At 64.3% G+C, this 20,972-nt stretch carries 18 protein-coding genes; 12 read left to right on the top strand and 6 right to left on the bottom strand.

All coding sequences use genetic code 11. The annotated features are described in order from the left end of the window. Position 1 precedes the first annotated feature (1 nt). Together parC and G1E_RS20310 are read left to right on the top strand one after the other, a co-directional pair. The gene (gene parC, locus G1E_RS20315; protein ID WP_047150055.1) at positions 2 to 2,260 is read left to right on the top strand and encodes a DNA topoisomerase IV subunit A; all 2,259 of its coding nucleotides are present in this window, start codon (positions 2 to 4) and stop codon (positions 2,258 to 2,260) included. Between the two features lie 172 nt (positions 2,261 to 2,432). After that, positions 2,433 to 3,143 carry a membrane integrity-associated transporter subunit PqiC gene (locus G1E_RS20310; protein WP_009681322.1) on the top strand — a complete coding sequence of 237 codons (711 nt, stop codon included), beginning with the start codon at positions 2,433 to 2,435 and terminating at the stop codon, positions 3,141 to 3,143. 146 nt (positions 3,144 to 3,289) lie between these two features. Here the strand turns inward: G1E_RS20310 and G1E_RS20305 are convergent, their stop codons facing one another. After that, complete coding sequence (locus tag G1E_RS20305; protein ID WP_009681321.1) at positions 3,290 to 4,756, bottom strand: AhpA/YtjB family protein; 1,467 nt, start codon at positions 4,754 to 4,756, stop codon at positions 3,290 to 3,292. 134 nt (positions 4,757 to 4,890) lie between these two features. On the opposite strand from G1E_RS20305, the gene serB reads away from it, so the two are divergent. Continuing rightward, positions 4,891 to 6,105, top strand: coding sequence for a phosphoserine phosphatase SerB (gene serB / locus G1E_RS20300; protein ID WP_009681320.1), 1,215 nt, complete (start codon positions 4,891 to 4,893; stop codon positions 6,103 to 6,105). Between the two features lie 131 nt (positions 6,106 to 6,236). Here serB and asd read toward each other — a convergent pair whose 3' ends face one another. From asd to G1E_RS20285, 3 genes are read right to left on the bottom strand one after another with little or no spacing between them, the layout of a single operon-like run. After that, on the bottom strand, positions 6,237 to 7,100 hold the full coding sequence (asd, locus tag G1E_RS20295) for an archaetidylserine decarboxylase (protein ID WP_029887865.1): 864 nt from the start codon (positions 7,098 to 7,100) through the stop codon (positions 6,237 to 6,239). Positions 7,101 to 7,109: 9 nt separating this feature from the next. Further along, the gene (locus G1E_RS20290) at positions 7,110 to 7,919 is read right to left on the bottom strand and encodes a rhodanese-like domain-containing protein (RefSeq protein ID WP_009681317.1); all 810 of its coding nucleotides are present in this window, start codon (positions 7,917 to 7,919) and stop codon (positions 7,110 to 7,112) included. A 44-nt stretch (positions 7,920 to 7,963) separates the two neighbouring features. Further along, on the bottom strand, positions 7,964 to 9,499 hold the full coding sequence (locus tag G1E_RS20285; protein WP_009681316.1) for an HDOD domain-containing protein: 1,536 nt from the start codon (positions 9,497 to 9,499) through the stop codon (positions 7,964 to 7,966). Positions 9,500 to 9,629: 130 nt separating this feature from the next. Here G1E_RS20285 and motA point away from each other — a divergent pair, with 130 nt between their 5' ends. Together motA and motB are read left to right on the top strand one after the other, a co-directional pair. Then, the gene (gene motA / locus G1E_RS20280; RefSeq protein WP_009681315.1) at positions 9,630 to 10,481 is read left to right on the top strand and encodes a flagellar motor stator protein MotA; all 852 of its coding nucleotides are present in this window, start codon (positions 9,630 to 9,632) and stop codon (positions 10,479 to 10,481) included. A gap of 3 nt (positions 10,482 to 10,484) precedes the next feature. Next, positions 10,485 to 11,507: a flagellar motor protein MotB gene (gene motB / locus G1E_RS20275; RefSeq protein WP_009681314.1), complete on the top strand. Its 1,023-nt coding sequence runs from the start codon at positions 10,485 to 10,487 to the stop codon at positions 11,505 to 11,507. Positions 11,508 to 11,583: 76 nt separating this feature from the next. On the opposite strand, the gene rsgA is transcribed toward motB, so the two are convergent. Continuing rightward, positions 11,584 to 12,615 (bottom strand): small ribosomal subunit biogenesis GTPase RsgA, encoded by a 1,032-nt coding sequence (gene rsgA / locus G1E_RS20270; protein WP_009681313.1) that lies wholly within the window; start codon positions 12,613 to 12,615, stop codon positions 11,584 to 11,586. A 152-nt stretch (positions 12,616 to 12,767) separates the two neighbouring features. On the opposite strand from rsgA, the gene orn reads away from it, so the two are divergent. Continuing rightward, entirely contained in the window at positions 12,768 to 13,310 is a 543-nt protein-coding gene (orn, locus tag G1E_RS20265; RefSeq protein WP_009681312.1) for an oligoribonuclease, read from the top strand. Positions 13,311 to 13,401: 91 nt separating this feature from the next. Beyond that, a complete protein-coding gene (locus G1E_RS20260; RefSeq protein WP_003249516.1) occupies positions 13,402 to 14,013 on the top strand; it encodes a trimeric intracellular cation channel family protein in 612 nt (203 codons plus the stop codon). 123 nt (positions 14,014 to 14,136) lie between these two features. Here the strand turns inward: G1E_RS20260 and queG are convergent, their stop codons facing one another. Further along, the gene (gene queG / locus G1E_RS20255) at positions 14,137 to 15,201 is read right to left on the bottom strand and encodes a tRNA epoxyqueuosine(34) reductase QueG (RefSeq protein ID WP_009681311.1); all 1,065 of its coding nucleotides are present in this window, start codon (positions 15,199 to 15,201) and stop codon (positions 14,137 to 14,139) included. A gap of 65 nt (positions 15,202 to 15,266) precedes the next feature. Between queG and G1E_RS20250 the strand changes: the two genes are divergently transcribed. From G1E_RS20250 to miaA, 5 genes are read left to right on the top strand one after another with little or no spacing between them, the layout of a single operon-like run. After that, positions 15,267 to 16,127 carry an NAD(P)H-hydrate dehydratase gene (locus G1E_RS20250; protein ID WP_009681310.1) on the top strand — a complete coding sequence of 287 codons (861 nt, stop codon included), beginning with the start codon at positions 15,267 to 15,269 and terminating at the stop codon, positions 16,125 to 16,127. Beyond that, positions 16,115 to 16,588, top strand: coding sequence for a tRNA (adenosine(37)-N6)-threonylcarbamoyltransferase complex ATPase subunit type 1 TsaE (gene tsaE, locus G1E_RS20245; RefSeq protein ID WP_009681309.1), 474 nt, complete (start codon positions 16,115 to 16,117; stop codon positions 16,586 to 16,588). Before G1E_RS20250 ends, tsaE begins: the two co-directional genes overlap by 13 nt. Before the next feature lie 11 nt (positions 16,589 to 16,599). Then, positions 16,600 to 18,030, top strand: coding sequence for an N-acetylmuramoyl-L-alanine amidase (locus G1E_RS20240; RefSeq protein ID WP_009681308.1), 1,431 nt, complete (start codon positions 16,600 to 16,602; stop codon positions 18,028 to 18,030). Further along, positions 18,027 to 19,925 carry a DNA mismatch repair endonuclease MutL gene (gene mutL, locus G1E_RS20235; protein WP_009681307.1) on the top strand — a complete coding sequence of 633 codons (1,899 nt, stop codon included), beginning with the start codon at positions 18,027 to 18,029 and terminating at the stop codon, positions 19,923 to 19,925. The genes G1E_RS20240 and mutL overlap by 4 nt, the downstream gene beginning before the upstream one ends. A 1-nt stretch (position 19,926) precedes the next feature. Continuing rightward, positions 19,927 to 20,898: a tRNA (adenosine(37)-N6)-dimethylallyltransferase MiaA gene (gene miaA, locus G1E_RS20230; RefSeq protein WP_009681306.1), complete on the top strand. Its 972-nt coding sequence runs from the start codon at positions 19,927 to 19,929 to the stop codon at positions 20,896 to 20,898. Positions 20,899 to 20,972: the final 74 nt, after the last annotated feature.

Below are 20,972 nucleotides of genomic sequence, written 5' to 3'. Positions count from 1 at the left end.
CATGAGCGACTCACTGGAACTCAGCCTGGACGGCGTAGAACGCCGCTCACTGGCTGACTTCACCGAACAGGCCTACCTCAACTACTCCATGTACGTGATCATGGACCGCGCCCTGCCGCATATCGGCGATGGCCTCAAGCCAGTGCAGCGGCGCATTGTCTACGCCATGAGCGAGTTGGGGCTCGATGCCGATGCCAAGCACAAGAAGTCGGCGCGTACCGTCGGTGACGTGCTCGGCAAGTTCCACCCCCATGGCGACTCGGCCTGCTATGAAGCCATGGTGCTGATGGCGCAGCCGTTCAGCTACCGCTACACACTGGTCGATGGCCAGGGCAACTGGGGTGCGCCGGACGATCCGAAGTCGTTCGCGGCCATGCGCTACACCGAAGCGCGGTTGTCCCGCTATGCCGAAGTGCTGCTCAGCGAAGTCGGCCAGGGCACCGTCGACTGGGTGCCCAACTTCGACGGCACCTTGCAGGAGCCCGCCGTGTTGCCGGCACGCCTGCCCAACATTCTGCTCAACGGCACCACCGGTATCGCCGTGGGCATGGCCACCGATGTGCCGCCGCACAACCTGCGTGAAGTGGCCAGCGCCTGCGTGCGCCTGCTCGACGAGCCCAAGGCCACCATCGAGCAGTTGTGCGAGCATATTCAAGGGCCGGACTACCCGACCGAGGCCGAAATCGTCACGCCGCGGGCCGAAATCCTCAAGATGTACGAAAGTGGCCGTGGCTCGATCCGCATGCGCGCCGTGTACCGCGTCGAGGACGGCGACATCGTTGTAACCGCGTTGCCCCACCAGGTCTCGGGGGCCAAGGTGCTGGAGCAGATCGCGGCGCAGATGCAGGCCAAGAAGCTGCCGATGGTGGCCGACCTGCGCGACGAGTCGGATCACGAGAACCCTTGCCGCATCGTCATCATCCCGCGGTCCAACCGTGTGGATGCCGACGAACTGATGCAGCACCTGTTCGCCACCACCGACCTGGAAAGCAGCTACCGGGTCAACATCAACATCATCGGCCTCGACGGCCGGCCGCAGCTGAAGAACCTGCGCACGATCCTGGTGGAATGGCTGGAGTTTCGTACCCATACCGTTCGTCGCCGGCTGCAGCACCGCCTGGACAAGGTCGAGAAGCGCTTGCACCTGCTGGACGGTTTGCTCACGGCGTTCCTCAACCTGGATGAAGTGATCCACATCATCCGCACCGAGGACCACCCCAAGCAGGCGCTGATCGCACGCTTCGGCCTGACCGAAATCCAGGCCGACTACATCCTCGAGACCCGCCTGCGGCAGTTGGCGCGTTTGGAAGAGATGAAAATCCGCGGCGAGCAGGACGAACTGCTGAAAGAGCAAGCCAAGTTGCAGGCGCTGCTGGGCAGCGAAGCCAAACTGCGCAAGCTGGTGCGCAGCGAGCTGATCAAGGATGCCGAAACCTATGGCGACGACCGCCGCTCGCCTATTGTCGAGCGCGCCGAAGCCAAGGCGCTGTCGGAAAACGAGCTGATGCCGACCGAGCCGGTCACCGTGGTGCTGTCGGAAAAAGGCTGGATACGCTGTGCCAAGGGCCACGACATCGACGCGACCGGCTTGTCGTACAAGGCAGGCGACGGCTTCAAGGCCGCTGCTGCTGGCCGCTCCAACCAGTTTGCCGTGCTGATCGACTCGACCGGGCGCAGCTACTCGCTGGCCGCCCACAGCCTGCCTTCGGCGCGTGGCCAGGGTGAGCCGCTGACGGGGCGCCTGACGCCTCCGCCTGGGGCCACCTTCGATTGCGTGCTGCTGCCAGAGGACGATGCGCTGTACGTGGTCGCTTCCGACGCCGGCTACGGCTTCGTGGTCAAGGGTGAAGACCTGCAGGCCAAGAACAAGGCCGGCAAGGGTTTGCTCAGCCTGCCCAACGGCGCCAAGGTGATGACGCCGCGGCCGGTGGCCAACCGTGAGCAGGACTGGCTGGCGGCGGTGACCACCGAAGGCCGCCTGCTGGTGTTCAAGGTCAGCGACTTGCCACAGCTGGGTAAAGGCAAGGGCAACAAGATCATTGGTGTACCCGGCGACCGGGTCGCCAGCCGCGAAGAGTTCGTCACCGACCTGGCCGTGATCGCCGACGGGGCGACCCTTGTATTGCAGGCCGGCAAGCGTACCCTGTCTCTGAAGCCCGACGACCTGGAACACTACAAGGGCGAGCGTGGCCGGCGTGGCAGCAAGCTACCGCGTGGGTTCCAGCGCGTCGATAGCTTGCAGGTGGAAGTGCCGGCGTAACCGGTGGAAATGTCTGGAACGGCAATTACAGCGCCGTTCCGGGCAGAAACACTGGAGTCGGACGGTTATTTCGCGGATGATATGGCCCTTGCGGCGCCGGCGTGGTCGTGTGCCCGTTTGAATTTATATGTATCACTGCGGTGTGCCTGTAGGCAGCCGCCTGGATGGGATGATGAAATTTCTGCGCCTTCCACTTGCGCTGTTGATGACTGGCCTGCTGGGGCTGGGCGGGTGCACCATGCACCAGCCTGTCGCCTTGTACCAGCTCGACAGTGGTGATCCTGGCCAGCCGTCGCAGAGTGCGGGCATGGCCGTTGTACTCGGGCCGGTATCGGTGGCCGATTACCTGCAGCGCGAGACGTTCCTGCAGCGCCAGGCCGATGGCAGCCTGAGCGCGGCGACCGACGGTCGTTGGGCGGGTAGCCTGTCGTCGGACATCGACCAGTTGCTGGTGCGCCAGCTGGCCTGGCGCCTGGACAGCCAGCGTGTGGTACTGGCCCCGGCAACGGCCGGTTTCACGCCGGATGTACAGGTGCTGCTGTCGATTACCCGCCTGGATTCGGGCAAGGACCAACCGGCCATCCTCGACGCCCAGTGGCGCCTGCTGGACCGCCGTGGCCGTGTACGTGACAACCGTATCGTGCACCTCGAACAGCCACATGAGGGCAGCGAGTCGTCGCAGGTACAGGCCCAGGGCCAATTGCTGCAGAAGCTGGCCGAGCAGCTGAGCACGGCGGTGAAGCCGCTGGCCAACCAGCCGGCAATCGCTGAAGAAACGCCGAAAAAGCCGGCTGCACCGGTGCAGGTGAAGAAGGCGCCGGAAAAGTCCAGGATCCCGATGGCCTCGCCGATCCGCACCGATATGGAAGTCTATCGGTTCTGACCTAACCGCCAGGTGCAAAAAAGCCCGCGATGCTGCGGGCTTTTTCATGTCTGCGTCAAACCATTGCGAGGCTGGGCCGGGCCTTGTAGGCGCGGCCTGGCGTTGCGAAGGGGCTGCGCGGCAGCCCCAGTGCCCAGCGCAGCCTGTCAGGCCCGACGCTCGTGCATGCGCGCCAGTTGCCGTTCCAGCATCGAAGGGTACGGTTCCAGCAGGCGCTCCACGCAGCAGGCGCCCTCAGGGCTGGCAATCGGGCGAATGCGTGCGCGCTGGCGAATCAGTGCGTCATCGCTGATCTGCCGCTCCACCAGCAACAGGTTGCGGCTGTGCTGCGACAGCGCCAGGGCATCCTGGGCTTTTTCGGCGATCAACACGTCTACCAGCTCCAGCCCGTGCAGATCGTTGCCCAATACCAGGCCCAGCTGCAATTGCAAGGTGATGCCGCTGTCGGCCACTTCGATCTGCAGGGCATGGCCCAGGGCGCGCAACAGCTCGCCGCAGCAGATTGCATTGGTCAGGTAGTCCTCACCACATACGCGGCTGTGGAACAGCACCAGGGTGCTGCCATCGTTGAGTGTGTGCGTTTCGCCGTCGTACAGCGATGCCGCATGCTCCAGGCAGTCACGGTAACGCTCGGTCAGTTCGGTCAGGCGGGTACGCGGCAGACGGCGCAGTTGCTCCTGGGAGCCCAGCTGCACCGCGAGGATGGCGCTGAAGTGCGGTTCGTCGGACTCGTCTACCACTGCGGTTCTTGGTGCAGTGTCGTCGTCGAGCAGGCCGGCGAACGCTTCGTCATCTTCCTCGTCTGGCACTGCGGCGACCTTGGCGCGCGGCGCGGCCTTGGGTGCCGGGCTGGCGTGATGCGGGTCGTCGAACGGTTCATCGTCGTCTTCCTCAGGCTCTGGCTCCGGCTCTGGTGGCGGCGGTGGCGCCAGGCGCGCATGCAGCTGGCGGGCGATGTCGCCGATTTCATCCTGGCGGTCGGTGGCTGGGGTGTAGTACTGCGGGTCGCGCAGCCATACCCGCAACTGCAGCAATGGCAGGGTGATGTAGCGGCCCTGGCGCAAGCTGAGGGCCAAGGCCAGCGCCAGCAGGATGGCCGCCAGAATGCCCATGCTTTGCAGGCTGATCAGCATGGGTTGCTGGAATTGGCTCATGTCCAGGCTGATGCGCAGCTGCCCGGCAGCCACGTCCTGGAAGCTGATCTTGGTCTGGTACACGCCTTCGGCCTCGCCCAGCAGGCTATTGCGCGGGCGTTGCCCGGCTTCGGCGAGGATGCGGTTGTCCACGCTGTAGATGGCCGCGTGGGCCACCAGCGGGTTTTTCACCAGGTTGCCCAGCAGCACGTTGAGGCTGAGGATATCGTTGGCTACCAGCAGTTCGGTCGCCGAAGTGGCCGTTTGCGTGGTCAGGCTCTGGCCGAGGGCGTCGGCCTGCTCGTGCATGGCCTGCTTGAACTGCAGGCCCATCACACAGGCGTAGATCACCAGTGCCAGCGCCACCAGGAAGATGTTGGTGCAGGCGATGCGCAGTGCCAGCGGCACGCGACGTTGACTCAGGGCACGATAGATCATCAGGAAGAAGTTGTCTGGTTTGACGGGCGTGGGCCGGTTCACAGAGCTCGGCTCTTAATGGCAAGAAAGTGGGGGGAGTATAGCGAGCCGGGTTTTGTCGGCAAAGTATCGTTGGCGCCCGATGGTCATGGAAAGTCGGTAGAATGCGCATTTTTCATCGAAGTCGGAGCCAGGTTGTGCGCGAAATCGTCCTGATCAACATCACCGGTGAGGACCGTCCCGGTCTCACTGCGGCAATCACCGGCGTCCTGCTGCAGGGCGGTGTGAGTATCCTCGACATCGGCCTGGCGGTCATGCACGGCACCCTGTCGTTCGGCATCCTGGTCGATATCCCTGACAACGAAGTGGCAACTGCCCTGCTGCAGGGTGTGCAAGCCAAGGCCCACGAGCTGAACCTGCAGGCCCGTTATACGCCGATTTCCGAGGCGGACTACCAGCACTGGGCCGACGGCCATGGTGAGGCGCGCCATGTGGTGACCCTGCTCAGCCGCAAGATCACCCCCGAGCAACTGCAGCGGGTCAGTGCGGTGATCAGCCAGTACGGCCTGACGATCGAACGCATCGAGCGGCTGTCGGCCCGGGTGGCGCTGGACGCCGACACCGACAAGGGCAAGGCGGCGGTCGAGATATCCGTGCGTGGGGTGCCGAGCGATGCCCAGGCCCTGCGTGCCGATTTCTTCGCCCTGGCGCAGGCGCTGAGCGTCGACATTGCCTTCCAGAAAGATGACCTGTTCCGCCGCAACCGCCGCCTGGCGGTATTCGACATGGATTCGACGCTGATCGAGGCCGAAGTCATCGACGAGCTGGCCAAGGCGGCTGGCGTAGGTGAGCAGGTGGCGGCGATCACCGAACGCGCCATGCGTGGCGAGCTGGACTTCCGCGCCAGTTTCAAGGAGCGCATGGCGCTGCTCAAGGGCCTGGATGTGGGCGTGCTGGACGAGATCGGCGCCTCGCTGCGCCTGACCGAAGGCGCGGAAAACCTGTTCGCCGAGCTCAAGCGCCTGGGTTACAAGACTGCCATCCTGTCCGGTGGGTTTACCTACTTTGCCCGCCAGGTGCAGGCGCGCCTGGGTATCGACTATGTGTTCGCCAACGAGCTGGAAGTGGTGGATGGCAAGGTGACTGGTGTGGCGGTCGAGCCGATCGTCGATGCCCAGCGCAAGGCCGAACTGCTGCAGAAACTGGCCAGCGATGAGGGCTTGCAACTGGAACAGACCATTGCCGTGGGCGATGGCGCCAACGACCTGCCAATGCTGGCACTCGCCGGCCTGGGCGTGGCATTCCGCGCCAAGCCGCTGGTGCGCCAGTCGGCCAAGCAGGCGATTTCTACTCTGGGCCTGGATGGCGTGTTGTACCTGTTGGGCTTGCGCGACCGCGACGCGCGCGGCTGATCCGGAAATTTGGGGCTGCTTTGCAGCCCTTCGCGGGCATGCCCGCTCCCACAGGTTTGAACGCGACCTCACTCTGAGGGAGCGGGCATGCCCGCGAAGGGCCGCAAAGCGGCCCAGGTTTTATCAGGCCATCAAGCCTGCACAGGCGCCGCCAGCTGCTGCCCCATGCGCACGGCAGAGCCGGCACCCAGGCTTTCGGCCCACTTCACCTGCTGCGGCCCGAACAACACGATGGCCGTCGAACCCAGCTTGAAGCGCCCCAACTCGGCACCTTTCTCCAGGTGGATCGGCGCACGGCTGGCGTCGTCGTATCGGAAGGTCTTCAGCTCACGCTTGGGCGGCGTTACCAGGCCGGCCCACACGGTCTCGATCGAAGCAACGATCATCGCACCCACCAGCACCACGGCCATCGGCCCGCGTTCGGTGTCGAACAGGCAGACCACCCGCTCGTTGCGGGCGAACAGCTCGGGCACGTTTTCAGCAGTGGTCTGGTTGACCGAGAACAGGCGGCCCGGCACGTAGACCATCTCGCGCAGGGTGCCGGCCAGCGGCATGTGCACGCGGTGGTAGTCCTTGGGCGACAAATAGATGGTGGCAAACTCACCGCCCATGAACGGGGCGGCCAGCGCCGGGTCACCGCCCAGCAGCTCCTGCGCGCTGAAACCGTGGCCTTTGGCCTGGAAGATGCGGCCATGCTCGATCGGGCCAAGCTGGCTCACGGCGCCGTCGGCGGGGCACAGGATGGCGCCCGGGGTTTCATCCAGCGGGCGGGCGCCCGGCTTCAGGGCGCGGGTGAAGAATGCGTTGAAGTGCTCGTAGGCGCTCAGGTCTTCGACCAGCGCCTGGCTCATGTCGACCTGGTAGCGCTTGGCGAACCAGGCGGTGAAGGCGTTCTTGAACCAGCGCACGCGGCACTCGGCGACGCAGCCGGCCAGCCGCGACAGCAGGTGGTGCGGCAGCAGGTACTGGCTGATGATGAACAGACGGGATTTCATGCAGGTTCCTTAAACTTCTACAGGCGTGTCCGGGTGGTTGCCCCATTCGCTCCACGAGCCGGCATAAGCCTTGACGCGTGGGTAGCCGAGGGCCTTGGCCACCAAATAGGTGAAACCGGAACGGCGGTGGGACTGGCAATGGGTAACCACCTCCTTGTCGGGGGTGATGCCCAGGCTTTGCAACACTTCGGCGATATCCTTGCGGATGCGCAGGTGGTCGTTGAGGTCCATGCCGGCGGTCCACTCGAAGTTGACCGCACCAGGGATGTGGCCGCCCTTGGCCGACAACACTTTTTCGCCGTTGAATTCCTGTGGGGCGCGGGCGTCCCAGATCACCAGGTCATCGGCGCCCAGGCGGCTTTGCAGGTACTCGCGGGTGGCTGTAGGTGCAGTGTCGAGGTGCAGGTGCACCGGGGCGGTACTGGGTGCAGGCACTTCGGTGGACAGCTTGTCGGCTGGCCAGGCCTGGATACCGCCATTGAGGTAGTGGTAGCGCGTATGGCCGATCACGTCGAGCAGCCAGATGAAGCGCCCCGCCCAACCACCGCCTTCATCGTCATACACCACGTAGACGGCATCATCACGGTGGCCGAGTTCGCTGAACAGTTTTTCCAGTTCGCCCAGGGGCGGCAGCAGACCAGGGGCGGGTGGCTGGCCGAGCTGGGTGCGCTTGCCCTCGACAAAGCGGGCGCCGGGGATATGCCCGCTGACATAGCGGTTGGCGCTGCTCAGGTCGACCAGGATCAACTGCGGTGAATCCAGGCGCGGCAGCAGGTCTGCAGCTTCGATCACCAAGGGCAGGCCGGAAAAGTCGGTCATCCACGGTCTCCAGAGTGGAAAGAGGAGCGATTGTAGCGCAAGGCTCAGGCTTTGCGGTTGGCGAACAGCGACAGTGCCCGCTCGATGCATTGCACGGTTTTGCCGAAGGCTTGCACGCTGATGTCGGCCATGGGCCTGCAAGCCTGGTCGGCCACCAGCAGCATGAGCACCTGATCGTTCACTGCCAGCGAGCGCAGCAGCACATGCTCACTGCGGAACAGGGCGCGCAGCGGGGCGGGCAGCAGCGCGGCGAACTGGCTGTTGTTCTGCGGGGTGATGCGCAGCTGTCCGGCCTGGCTCATCAGCTTTTGCAGCAGTTTGTTCTGCGCCACCTGCAGGGCGAGGCCCGCGGCCTCCTTGGGCAAGCCGGCGGTCTGCTGCACGCGCAGGGTGTCGGTGCTCTTGTCCAGGCTCAGCAGCATGATGCGTTGCATGCCGCAGGCCAGCAGGGCCTCTTGTGCCTGGGTGGCCAGGTGCACGGTATTGGTGAACGGGCTGGGTTGCGCCAGCAGGTGCTGGCACAGTGTGCGCCAGCGCGCCAGCTCTTCACTGCTGGGCGGTGGCGCCGCCAGCATGTCTGGGTGCGGGCGGCGCTGGTGCCACGGCCATATCAGCGCCTCGGCTGGATGGAACAGTGCATGCCGGGCATGGCGACGGGCGCTGGCGGCTGCCTGCTGGTGAACTTGCTGCTGCACGTCTTCCAGCGAAGTCTGCAGGTACAGGGCGGTCAGCAGCTGCCAGCGTAACAGGTGCGGGTTGTCCCAGCCGACCTGCGCCGCCAGGGCCAGGTTGTTGGCCAGCAATACGGTATTGGCCGGCTGGTTGAACCAGCGCCGCAGGCCGGGCTCTGCGTCCAGGCGGTGTTGCTGGCTGAGCAGGTCTTCGTCGCGGGCGATGCTCAGCACCTGGGCCAGTTGCTCGCGCTCTTCCAGCAGCAGGCGGTAACCCTGGGTCACCCACTGCGGCAGGCGCCAGTATTCGGCCGTGGTCTGGCACAGCGCCATTATGCGCACGCCAAACAGTTCTTCCTCGACATGGGCGGCCTCTTCACCCTTGTGGATCACCCGCAGCTCCCAGGTGTCGAGCAGCTTCGGGTAGGCCAGTGCCAGCGGCCAGAGGGGCGACAGGAACAGCAGGCTACCCCAGTGGATTTCCTGCCACAGCCGGGCCAGGCGGCTGGCGAACAGGCCGCTGGCCTGCTGCGCTGCGTGCTGGCTGATCATCTGGAACTGGCACAGAACCGGCGGGATTTCTTCAACAGGCACTGCCGGCAGGCGCTTGAGCAACAGCTCGCTGCGCTCCAGGCCGAGCCGGTTGAGGGCCACTTCAAGGCTTTCGGCCGGTTCGGCCATGCTGGCGTTGGTGGCGTGGTTGGCTTCACGCATCACCGACAACACCAGCGCCGGGCTATCTTGCATCAGTTCGGCGATGTCGCGCAGCGAGCGGCGGCTATCGTGGATGGCCGCCATGACCCGGTCGTAGCTGTGCTTCGGCACCGGGATGCGAACACTCTCGAGCAGCTTGACCCAGGCCTCTAGCGTTCGCGGAGCCTGAGCGGGCACCTTGGTTTCAATTGGCATTTTGACATCAGTCCGAACTGGCTTTTCGCATTGTGTGGCTATAGTCTGGCGCAGTTCTGCCGATAAGTAGAAGAAGAGTTTTACAGCTCTCGTCTCTTCCCCTGACCACGACAGCAAGTGCTTTGAACCTATGGCTAAAATTATCGGCATCATCGTCGTATTCGCGAGCGTGCTCGGCGGCTACGTGCTTTCCCACGGCAAGATCGCGGCGCTGATCCAGCCGTTCGAAGTACTGATTATCGGCGGTGCGGCCTTTGGTGCATTCCTGCAGGCCAACCCTGGCTACATGACCATGCACGTCATCAAGAAGTCGATGAAGATGTTCGGCTCGCGCTTCAGCCATGCGTTCTACCTTGAAGTACTGGGGCTGGTGTACGAAATCCTCAACAAGAGCCGTCGCGAAGGCATGATGGCCATCGAGGCCGACATCGAAGACGCCGCCGCCAGCCCGATTTTCGCCAAGTACCCCACGGTACTGGCCGATGAGCGCATGACCGCGTTCGTCTGCGACTACCTGCGCATCATGTCTACCGGCAACATGGCCCCGCACGAGCTCGAGGGCCTGTTCGACATGGAGCTGCTGAGTATGAAGGAAGAGCTTGAGCACCCGTCCCATGCGGTGACCGGCATCGCCGATGGCATGCCCGGCTTCGGTATCGTAGCGGCGGTGCTGGGTATCGTGGTGACCATGGCCTCGCTGGGCGATGGGGACCAGGCGGCCATCGGCATGCACGTGGGTGCGGCGCTGGTCGGTACGTTCTTCGGTATTCTCGCGGCCTACGGCTTCTTCGGCCCGCTGGCCAAGTGCCTGGAGCACGACGCCAAGGAAGAGCTGAACCTGTACGAGTCGATCAAGGCATCGCTGGTGGCCTCGGCTTCGGGCATGCCGCCGTCGCTGGCGGTCGAGTTCGGGCGCAAGGTGCTGTACCCCAAGCACCGCCCAAGCTTCGCCGAGCTGGAACAAGCGGTTCGCGGTCGCTGATTCATGGAGAACAATCAGCCCATCATCGTCAAGCGCGTCAAGCGCTTTGGCGGCGGCCACCACGGTGGCGCCTGGAAAATCGCCTTTGCCGACTTCGCCACGGCGATGATGGCGTTCTTCCTGGTGCTGTGGCTGTTGTCCACGGCCACGCCTGAACAGAAGATCGCCATTGCCGGTTACTTCCAGGACCCGATCGGGTTCTCCGAAAGTGGTACGCCCTACGTCATCGACCTGGGTGGTTCCCCCGAAATGGCGCCGGACAAAACCATCAACCCGGAAGTGAAAACCGAGCCGACGCAGCCGTCGCCCACCCAGCTGGACAAGGACCAGGTGGAGACCATGGCCGAGCAGGTCGAGCGCGAGCGCCTTGAGTTGCTGTTGCAGGAGCTGCAGAACAAGGTCGAAGAGAACCCGCAACTGCAGAAGTTCAAGGACCAGATCCTGTTCGAGATCACCCAGGATGGCCTGCGTATCCAGATCATGGACGCCGAGAACCGTCCGATGTTCGATATCGGCAGTGCGCGCCTGCAGCCATATTTCGAAGACATTCTGTTGGCCATGGCCGACACCATCAAGGCAGTGCCCAACAAGATCAGCATCAGCGGCCACACCGACGCCAAACCGTATGCCGGCACTGGCGAGTTCGGCAACTGGGAGCTGTCGGCCAACCGCGCCAATGCCGCACGCCGGGCATTGGTGGCAGGTGGGTACCCGGACGGCCAGGTGGCTCGGGTGGTGGGGTATGCATCGTCATCGCTGTTCGACCGCAAGAACCCGTTCAACCCGGTAAACCGCCGCATCGACATCATCGTGCTGACCAAGAAGGCCCAGCGCAACATCGAGGGCGAGCAGGGCGAACAGGGTGCACCGCAAGCGCCGGCAGCCCCGCCTGCGGTTCCGCCGGCCAGTGGCGCGGCGTCCGGTGCCGGGGCCGATCAGGCGCCGATGCAACCACGTGAACTGCGCCAGAAGCTGAACATCTTCGAGGATGGCACGCTGAAGATGGACGAGAGCAAGGAGCAGTAGGCCCCGCGGAACCTTGCACGGCGTTTTGCAGGGCCGTGCAGGTGGGCCTCAGCGCGGAGGAAGGCTTACAGCCCGGTCAGTAGCTGTCTTCCGTCAGGCTGGCGATGATCGAGCGGTAGCTGTTCATGCGTTGCTGCGAGATCCGGCCATCGTCCAGCGCCTTGAGCAACGCGCAGCCTGGCTCGCGGTCATGTTTGCAATCGCGGAAGCGGCAGGTGCCGAACAGGTCGCGGAACTCGATGAAGCCATCCTCCACATCGCTGCGGCTGACGTGGCCAAGGCCGAATTCGCGGATGCCCGGCGAGTCGATAAGGTCGCCGCCATTGGGGAAATGGTACAGCCGCGCGGTGGTGGTGGTGTGGGTGCCCTGGCCCGACCATTCCGACAGGTCGCCGACGCGGGTGCCGGCCTCGGGCAGCAGGCTGTTGACCAGCGAAGACTTGCCCACACCCGACTGGCCGACGAACACGCTGATGTGCCCGTCAAGTTGCTGCTGCAGGCGTTGCATGCCATCACCGTGGTGGGCAGATACCTCCAGCAGCGGGTAGCCCAGCTCGCGGTAAACCTCCAGCAGCGCCTGCAGGCCGGGGCCGTTCTCGGCGTTGATCAGGTCGGCCTTGTTCAGCAGCAGCAGCGGGCGCAGGCCTGCATGCTCGGCAGCGACCAGGTAACGGTCGATCAGGTTCGGGTGCGGTTCCGGGGCCGGGGCAAACACGATCACGATGAGGTCGACGTTGGCTGCGACCGGTTTCAACTGGCCATGGTTGTTTGGCCGGCACAGTTCGGTGCTGCGTGGCATCTGCGCCACGATCACGCCTATGCCCTGGTTGCCTGCACGCCATACCACGCGGTCGCCAGTGACCAGTGCTGGCAGGTTGGCGCGCAAGTGGCAGCGGAACACCTGGCCTGCAACGTCGCCATCCTGGGCCTCCACCTCGACCTGCACGCCAAAGTGGGCAATCACCAGGCCAAGTTGTTCCGGCCCCAGGTCGCCACCTTCCAGTTCCTGCAGCACATGCTGCTCGCGTTTGGCCGCGCGAGCAGCACGCTCGCCCTGGATTTTTTCGATGCGCCAGTTCTGGCGGCGATTGAGCTGGCGTTTGGCCATGAACATTCCGTGAGAAGGGCCCGGGTCAGGGCATTGAAAACGGCAGGCAGTTTAGCACGCCAGGCGTTGCACCATTGCCCTTACCTTGTGGCGGTGAATGGGCGTGGCTGGGCCACTAGGCTAATATGACGGGCTATATGAGGAGCTTCTGCATGCAAAACCCACAGAACCTGATCTGGATCGACCTGGAAATGACCGGCCTCGATCCGGACAGCGACGTCATCATCGAAATGGCCACCATTGTCACCGACAGCGAGCTGAACACCCTGGCCGAAGGCCCGGTGATCGCCATCCACCACAGCGATGAAGTACTGGCCCGCATGGACGAGTGGAACACCCGCACCCATGGCGCGTCTGGCCTGACCCAGCGGGTGCGCGACAGCAAGGTCGGCATGGCCGAGGCCGAGGCCCAGACCATTGCATTCCTCGAACAGTGGGTGCCCAAAGGCAAATCGCCGATCTGCGGCAACAGCATCTGCCAGGACCGTCGCTTCCTCTACCGGCACATGCGCAACCTGGAAAACTACTTCCACTACCGCAACCTGGATGTCTCGACGCTGAAAGAACTGGCAGCGCGCTGGGCGCCGGACGTGCGTGACAGCTTCAAGAAGGGCAATACGCACCTGGCGCTGGACGACATTCGCGAATCGATTGCCGAGTTGCGCCACTACCGCGAACATTTCATCAAGGTGTGAACCGTTACGGCGCAGATATTCTGGCTGCGCCCCCTTTTGGTGCCTTGGGCAACTGGTTAGACTGCGCGCCTTTCCCGCACGGACCCGCACCATGTTGCTGATGCTCTACCTCATTGCCATCACTGCCGAAGCCATGACCGGTGCGTTGTCTGCCGGGCGTCGCGGCATGGACTGGTTCGGCGTGGTGCTGATCGCCTGTGTTACCGCCCTGGGTGGCGGGTCGGTGCGCGATGTGTTGCTCGGGCACTATCCGCTGACCTGGGTGAAACACCCTGAGTACCTGGTATTGACCAGCTTTGCTGCTCTTTTGACCATTTTCATCGCGCCAATGATGCGCCGCCTGCGCTCGCTGTTCCTGGTGCTAGACGCACTGGGGCTGGTGGCGTTTACCCTGATTGGCTGCATGACGGCGCTGGAAATGGGGCAGGGCATGCTGGTGGCTTCGATCAGCGGGGTGATCACGGGGGTGTTCGGTGGGATCTTGCGCGATATCTTCTGCAACGACATCCCGCTGGTGTTCCGCCGCGAGCTGTACGCCAGCGTGTCGTTCGCCGCGGCGTGGTTCTACCTGGGCTGCGTGTATTTCAAGGTGCCGGCGGAGCAGGCGATGCTGCTGACCCTCTTTGGTGGGTTCCTGGTGCGCTTGCTGGCGATTCGTTTCCATTGGGAAATGCCCAAGTTCCACTACAACGACCAGCAGTAAACCTGCCCCAGGCCCGGCGCGGTCCCTGTAGGAGCGGGCATGCCCGCGAACACCGGCGCAGCCGGTGCATCCACCGAGTTGCCAAACTCGCGGGCGCGCCCGCTCCCACAGTGGGCCGTGTAGCTATTGAATGCCGTGCCGGGCCAGCGCCCACTCGACATGCTCGCGCACCAGCTCCGAGGCATCCTCGCGCCGCGCCTTCAGCGCCTCGATCACCGGTATCGTCGGCGGCGCATTGCCCAAGCCCACCGCCAGGTTGCGCAAGAACCGCTCATAGCCTGCCCGGCGTAGCGGCCCGCCCTCGGTCTTGCACAGGAAAGTACGCTCATCCCACAGGAACATCTGGGCCAGCTCGGCATTCTCCAACCCATGCCGCGGCTGGAAATCCTGCTCCTGGCTGTGCTTGGCGAAGCGGTTCCACGGGCAGACGATCTGGCAGTCGTCGCAACCGAATACACGGTTACCCATCATCGAGCGCAGTTCGACAGGAATCGGCCCTCTCAGCTCGATGGTCAGGTACGAGATGCAACGCCGCGCGTCCAGTACATAGGGCCCGACGAACGCCTGGGTCGGGCAGATGTCCAGGCACGCCTGGCAACGCCCGCAATGTTCACTGGTGGTGGCTTCGTCCACCGGCAACGGCAGGTCAACGAACAGTTCGGCCAGGAAGAAGTAACTGCCGGCCTTGCGGTTGAGCAGCAGGGTGTTCTTGCCGATCCAGCCCAGCCCGGCCTGCTCGGCCAGGGCCTTCTCCAGCACTGGGGCACTGTCGACGAAGGCGCGGTAGCCGAACGGGCCGATGGCTTGCTGGATACGGTCTGCCAGGAATTGCACGCGCTTGCGCACCAGCTTGTGGTAGTCACGGCCCAGGGCGTAGCGTGATACGTAGGCTTTTTCCGGTTGCGCCAGGCGTTGCGCCATCTGCGTATCGCCGGGCAGGTAGTCCATGCGCAGCGAGACCACGCGTACCGTGCCGGGAATCAGTTGGTCGGGGTGCGCCCGTTTGCTGCCATGGGCACCCAGGTACTCCATTTCGCCCTGGTAACCGGCGTCTAGCCAGCGTTGCAGGTGCTGTTCGTGTTCGCCAAGGTCGACCCCGGCGATGCCGACGTGGGCAAAACCGAGTTCCTGGCCCCATATCTTGATCGATTGGGCCAGTTGGGCGAGGTCAGGTGTAGAGGCAGGCATGGATGGGCAAGGCAATACGGGCTCAGGTGCGTATAATTCTGCCAGACATTGGAGCCTTTGACCCCATGCCGCAGACCAAACACCCTGGCAACACTCTACAACTGCTCAGCAGCGTGACTGTCGCACACCTGCCGGCACGGCACCCGCATGCGCACAAAGGCGACTTCGGCCATGTGCTGGTAGTGGGCGGCGACCTGGGCACCGGTGGCGCTGTGCTGCTCAGCGCCGAAGCCGCCTTGCGCTGCGGCGCCGGCCTGGTCAGCGTGGCGACCCGGCCCGAACATCTACCCGCGAGCCTGGCCCGCCTGCCTGAGGTGATGTGCCTGGGGGTACAGTCGGCCAACCAGTTGGTCGGCGTGCTGGAGCGCGCCACGGTACTGGTGGTGGGCCCTGGCCTTGGGCAGGCTGCCTGGGGCCGGAGCCTGTTGTCGGCAGTGGCGAACGCCGAGCGCCCGCAGGTATGGGACGCCGACGCCCTGAATTTGCTGGCAGGCACCCCATTGGCCCTGCCCAGCGGTAGCATTCTCACCCCTCACCCCGGGGAAGCGGCGCGGCTTCTGGGCATTTCCACCGAAGCGGTGCAGGCCGACCGGCCGGGCGCTGCGCGCAAGCTGGCGCGGCGCTACAACAGTGTGTGCCTGCTCAAAGGGGCAGGTACCCTGGTGGCGCACCCGTCCGGCCAGTTGATGCTGTGCGAGCGCGGGCACCCGGCCATGGCCGGCGCGGGCTTGGGCGATGTGCTGACCGGGGTGCTGGCGGCGTTGCTGGCCCAGGGGCTGGACGCCTGGAGTGCCGGCTGCCTGGGTACCTGGCTTCACGCCTGTGCCGGTGAGCGTCTGGGGGTTGAAGGCAGGGGCCTGGCGGCCAGCGATCTGGCGCCGGTCATTCGAGCGTTGTTGGAGGAGCATTCTGCGTGTGTGGCTTAAATCTGTTTCTGGCCGATGAAGCGGCTACAGTCGACTTTGGTGCAAAAATGGCCGAAGTGACCGGTGGTCGCGGTGTCATTTTCCTGGAAGGCGACCTGGGCGCGGGTAAAACCACGCTCTCGCGTGGCCTGATCCGTGGCCTGGGCCATACTGGTGCAGTGAAAAGCCCGACGTTCACCGTGGTCGAACCCTACGAGATCGGCGCTGTCCGAGCTTTTCACTTCGACCTGTATCGGCTGGTCGATCCGGAGGAGCTGGAGTTCATGGGGATTCGTGACTATTTCGAGGGCGACCCGTTGTGCCTGTTCGAGTGGCCACAAAAGGGTGCGGGCGTTTTGCCAAAGCCCGACCTGACCATTACCATAAGCCCCCAAGCGGGCGGACGCTCGCTGAACCTGTCGCCGCAGGGGGCTCGCGGCGAGGCCTGGTGCGTGGCACTGGCCAAACACTATAAACAGTAAGTGGGGTAGGTATGCGCATACGCGCACTGGTCGCCATCGTTGGGCTGCTGCTGACAACGGTGACCGTTGACGCTCTGGCCGTCACTCAAGTCAAGAGCGTGCGCCTGTGGCGCGCGCCAGACAACACGCGGCTGGTCTTCGACCTGTCTGGCCCCGTGCAGCACAGCGTCTTCACCTTGAGCGCACCGGATCGCCTGGTTATCGACATCAATGGCGCGACCTTGGCGGCGCCATTGAAAGTGGCGACTTCCAACACGCCGATCAGCAGCGTGCGTTCGGCCCAGCGCACGCCGACCGACCTGCGTGTGGTCGTTGACCTGAAGAAGTCGGTCACCCCCAAGAGCTTTACCCTGGCGCCCAATGCCCAGTACGGCAACCGCCTGGTGGTCGACCTGTACGATCAGGAAGCCGATGCCATCGCGGCCACGGCGCCAACCCCACCACCGACCCCAGTGCAAACGCCTGCCACCACGCCAGCGGTCCCGGTCACGCCGACCCAGCCAGCCATCAAGCTGCCGCCGGTACCTAGCGGCAAGCGCGACATCGTCATTGCCATCGACGCCGGTCATGGCGGCGAGGACCCGGGTGCTTCCGGCTCGCGCGGCCAGCATGAAAAAGACATCGTGCTGCAGATCGCCCAGGAGCTGCAGCGCCAGATCAACACGGAAAAGGGCTTCCGCGCCGAACTGACCCGCACCGGTGACTACTTCATTCCGCTGCGCAAACGCACCGAAATCGCCCGCAAGAAGGGCGCCGACCTGTTCGTTTCGATCCACGCCGACGCCGCGCCGTCCAAGGCTGCGTTCGGCGCATCGGTGTTTGCCCTGTCCGACCGTGGCGCTACCTCCGAAACCGCACGCTGGCTGGCAGACACGGAAAACCGTTCCGACCTGATCGGGGGCGCCGGCAACGTCAGCCTCGACGACAAGGACCGCATGCTCGCGGGTGTGCTGCTCGACCTGTCGATGACGGCCACGCTCAGCTCCAGCCTGAATGTCGGGCAGAAAGTGCTGGGCAACATGGGCCGCATCACCTCGCTGCACAAGCAGCGTGTGGAACAGGCTGGCTTCATGGTGCTGAAGTCGCCCGACATTCCGTCGATCCTGGTCGAGACCGGGTTTATCTCCAACGCCAGTGAGGCGGCCAAGCTGGCCAGTCGCAGCCATCAGCAAGCGCTTGCGCGGTCGATTCATACCGGGGTGCGCCAGTTCTTCCAGCAGAACCCGCCGCCTGGCACCTATATCGCCTGGCTGCGTGACACCGGCAAGATTGCCGCCGGCCCACGTGAGCACACGGTGCGCCCAGGCGAAACCCTGGCAATGCTGGCGGTGCGCTACCAGGTCAGTGTGGCCAGCTTGCGCAACACCAACAGCCTGAAGTCCGATGAGCTGAAGGTCGGCCAGCGTCTGGATATCCCTGCCACCACATTGGCTTCGCAATGAGTGGTGGTTCGCGCATCCAACTGCTCAGCCCGCGGCTGGCCAACCAGATCGCCGCTGGCGAGGTGGTCGAGCGGCCGGCCTCGGTAGCCAAGGAACTGCTGGAAAACAGCCTGGACTCCGGAGCCCGGCGCATCGATGTGGAAGTGGAGCAGGGCGGCGTCAAGCTGCTGAAGGTGCGGGATGATGGCAGCGGTATTTCTGCCGACGACCTGCCGCTGGCGCTGGCCCGTCATGCCACCAGCAAAATCCGTGAGCTGGAAGACCTTGAAGGCGTATTGAGCCTGGGGTTCCGTGGCGAAGCCCTGGCCTCGATCAGCTCGGTGGCGCGCCTGACCCTGACCTCGCGTACTGCCAGTGCCACAGAAGCCTGGCAGGTTGAAACCGAAGGCCGCGACATGCTCCCGCGGGTGCAGCCGGCGGCCCACCCGGTGGGTACTTCGGTCGAAGTGCGTGACCTGTTCTTCAATACCCCGGCGCGGCGCAAGTTCCTCAAGGCCGAGAAAACCGAGTTCGATCACCTGCAGGAGGTCATCCGGCGCCTGGCGTTGGCGCGTTTCGACGTCGGCTTCCACTTGCGCCACAACGGCAAGAGCATCCTCAGCCTGCACGAGGCCCATGATGAAGTGGCGCGTGCGCGGCGGGTGGGTGCCATCTGCGGCCCGGGCTTCATGGAGCAGGCGCTGCCGATCGACGTCGAGCGCAACGGCCTGCGCCTGTGGGGCTGGGTTGGGCTGCCGACCTTCTCGCGCAGCCAGGCCGACCTGCAGTACTTCTTCGTCAACGGCCGTGCGGTGCGCGACAAGCTGGTGGCCCACGCCGTGCGCCAGGCCTACCGTGACGTGCTGTTCAACGGCCGGCACCCGACCTTTGTGCTGTTCCTTGAACTGGAACCCAATGGCGTCGATGTGAACGTGCACCCGACCAAGCATGAAGTGCGCTTCCGCGAAGGGCGTTCGGTGCACGATTTCCTGTACGGCACCCTGCACCGGGCCCTGGCCGATGTGCGCCCGGAAGACCAGCTGGCCGCCCCGGCTGCGGTGCCTGAAGCCGTTCGCGCCACTGGCCAGCAGGCCGGTGAGTTCGGCCCGCAGGGGGAAATGCGCCTGGCTTCGCCTGTGCTCGAGCAGCCACGTGCGCCGCAACACACCGCCAGCAACGGCGGTAGTGGTGCCGGTTACCAGTACCAGTACACCCCGCGGCCCTCGCCACCGCTGCCGGCGGCCGAGGCGCAGGCGGTGTACCGCGAGTTTTACAAGCCGCTGGACAATGGCGCCGCCCCGGCAGCCACCCTGCCGGAAAGCCAGGGCGACATTCCGCCGCTGGGTTACGCGCTGGCGCAGCTGAAGGGTATCTACATCCTGGCCGAGAACGCTGTCGGCCTGGTGCTGGTCGATATGCACGCCGCCCACGAGCGCATCATGTACGAGCGCCTGAAGGTAGCCATGGCCAGCGAGGGCCTCAGCGGCCAGCCGCTGCTGGTGCCGGAAACCCTGGCCCTGAGCCAGCGCGAAGCCGACTGCGCCGAAGAGCACGCGCAGTGGTTCCAGCGCCTGGGCTTCGAACTGCAGCGGCTGGGCCCGGAAACCCTGGCCATCCGCCAGATCCCGGCCTTGCTCAAGCAGGCCGAGGCCAACCGCCTGGTGCAGGATGTGCTGGCCGACCTGATGGAATACGGCACCAGCGACCGTATTCAGGCCCACCTCAACGAGCTGCTCGGCACCATGGCCTGCCACGGCGCGGTACGCGCCAACCGGCGCCTGGCCATTCCCGAGATGAACGCCCTGCTGCGCGATATGGAAAACACCGAGCGCAGCGGCCAGTGCAACCACGGCCGTCCCACCTGGACCCAGATGGGCCTGGACGACCTGGACAAACTTTTCCTGCGCGGTCGATGAAATGAGCGGCAAGCCCCCAGCGATATTCCTCATGGGTCCGACGGCCGCCGGCAAGACCGACCTGGCCATCGAACTGACCAAAGTGCTGCCGTGCGAGCTGATCAGCGTTGATTCGGCGCTGATCTACCGCGGCATGGACATCGGCTCGGCCAAACCGTCGAAAGCAGTCCTTGCCGCCCACCCGCATCGCTTGATCGACATCCGCGACCCGGCCGAAAGCTACTCGGCCGCGCAGTTTCGCACCGACGCACTGCAGGCCATGGCCGAGATCAGCGGGCGCGGCAAAATCCCGCTGCTGGTCGGCGGTACCATGCTGTATTACAAAGCGTTGGTCGACGGCCTTGCCGACATGCCAGCGGCCGATGCGGGCGTGCGTGCCGAGCTTGAAGCCCAGGCGGCGGCCTTGGGGCTGGGCGAGTTGCACCGCCAACTGGCCGAGGTCGACCCGGTGTCGGCGGCGCGCATTCACCCCAACGACCCGCAGCGGTTGATCCGCGCCCTGGAGGTCTACCGGGTGAGCGGTGAGAGCATGACGGCTCACCGGCAACGTCAATTCGCTGAAAGTCGCGGCGCAGACGCAGGCGCTGGCGGGCATTTGCCCTATACTGTCGCCAGCTTGGCGATTGCTCCTACAGATCGTCACATTTTGCATCAGCGAATTGCGTTACGATTTTCGCAGATGCTGGAACAGGGCTTTATCGACGAGGTCCGATCACTGCGAGCCAGAAGTGACTTGCACGCCGGGTTACCGTCTATACGGGCAGTGGGGTATCGGCAAGTCTGGGATTACCTGGACGGCAAGCTGTCAGAGAGTGAAATGCGTGAACGCGGTATCATCGCGACCCGGCAGCTGGCCAAACGGCAGTTCACCTGGTTGCGTGGCTGGCCTGACGTACACTGGCTAGACAGCCTGGCCTGCGACAATCTGTCCCGCACCTTGAAATACCTGGGGCCCATCTCCATATTGAGCTGAGTCCCTGCTGATTGCCGTCTATTCTTGCGAAGGGGCGGCCTAATTTATCGATTTCATTGATTTTCTATTATTTA

It is taken from the genome of Pseudomonas sp. TJI-51 (assembly GCF_000190455.2).
Classification (GTDB): Bacteria; Pseudomonadota; Gammaproteobacteria; order Pseudomonadales; family Pseudomonadaceae; genus Aquipseudomonas; species Aquipseudomonas juntendi.
This window is presented reverse-complemented; position numbering and strand designations above follow the sequence as displayed.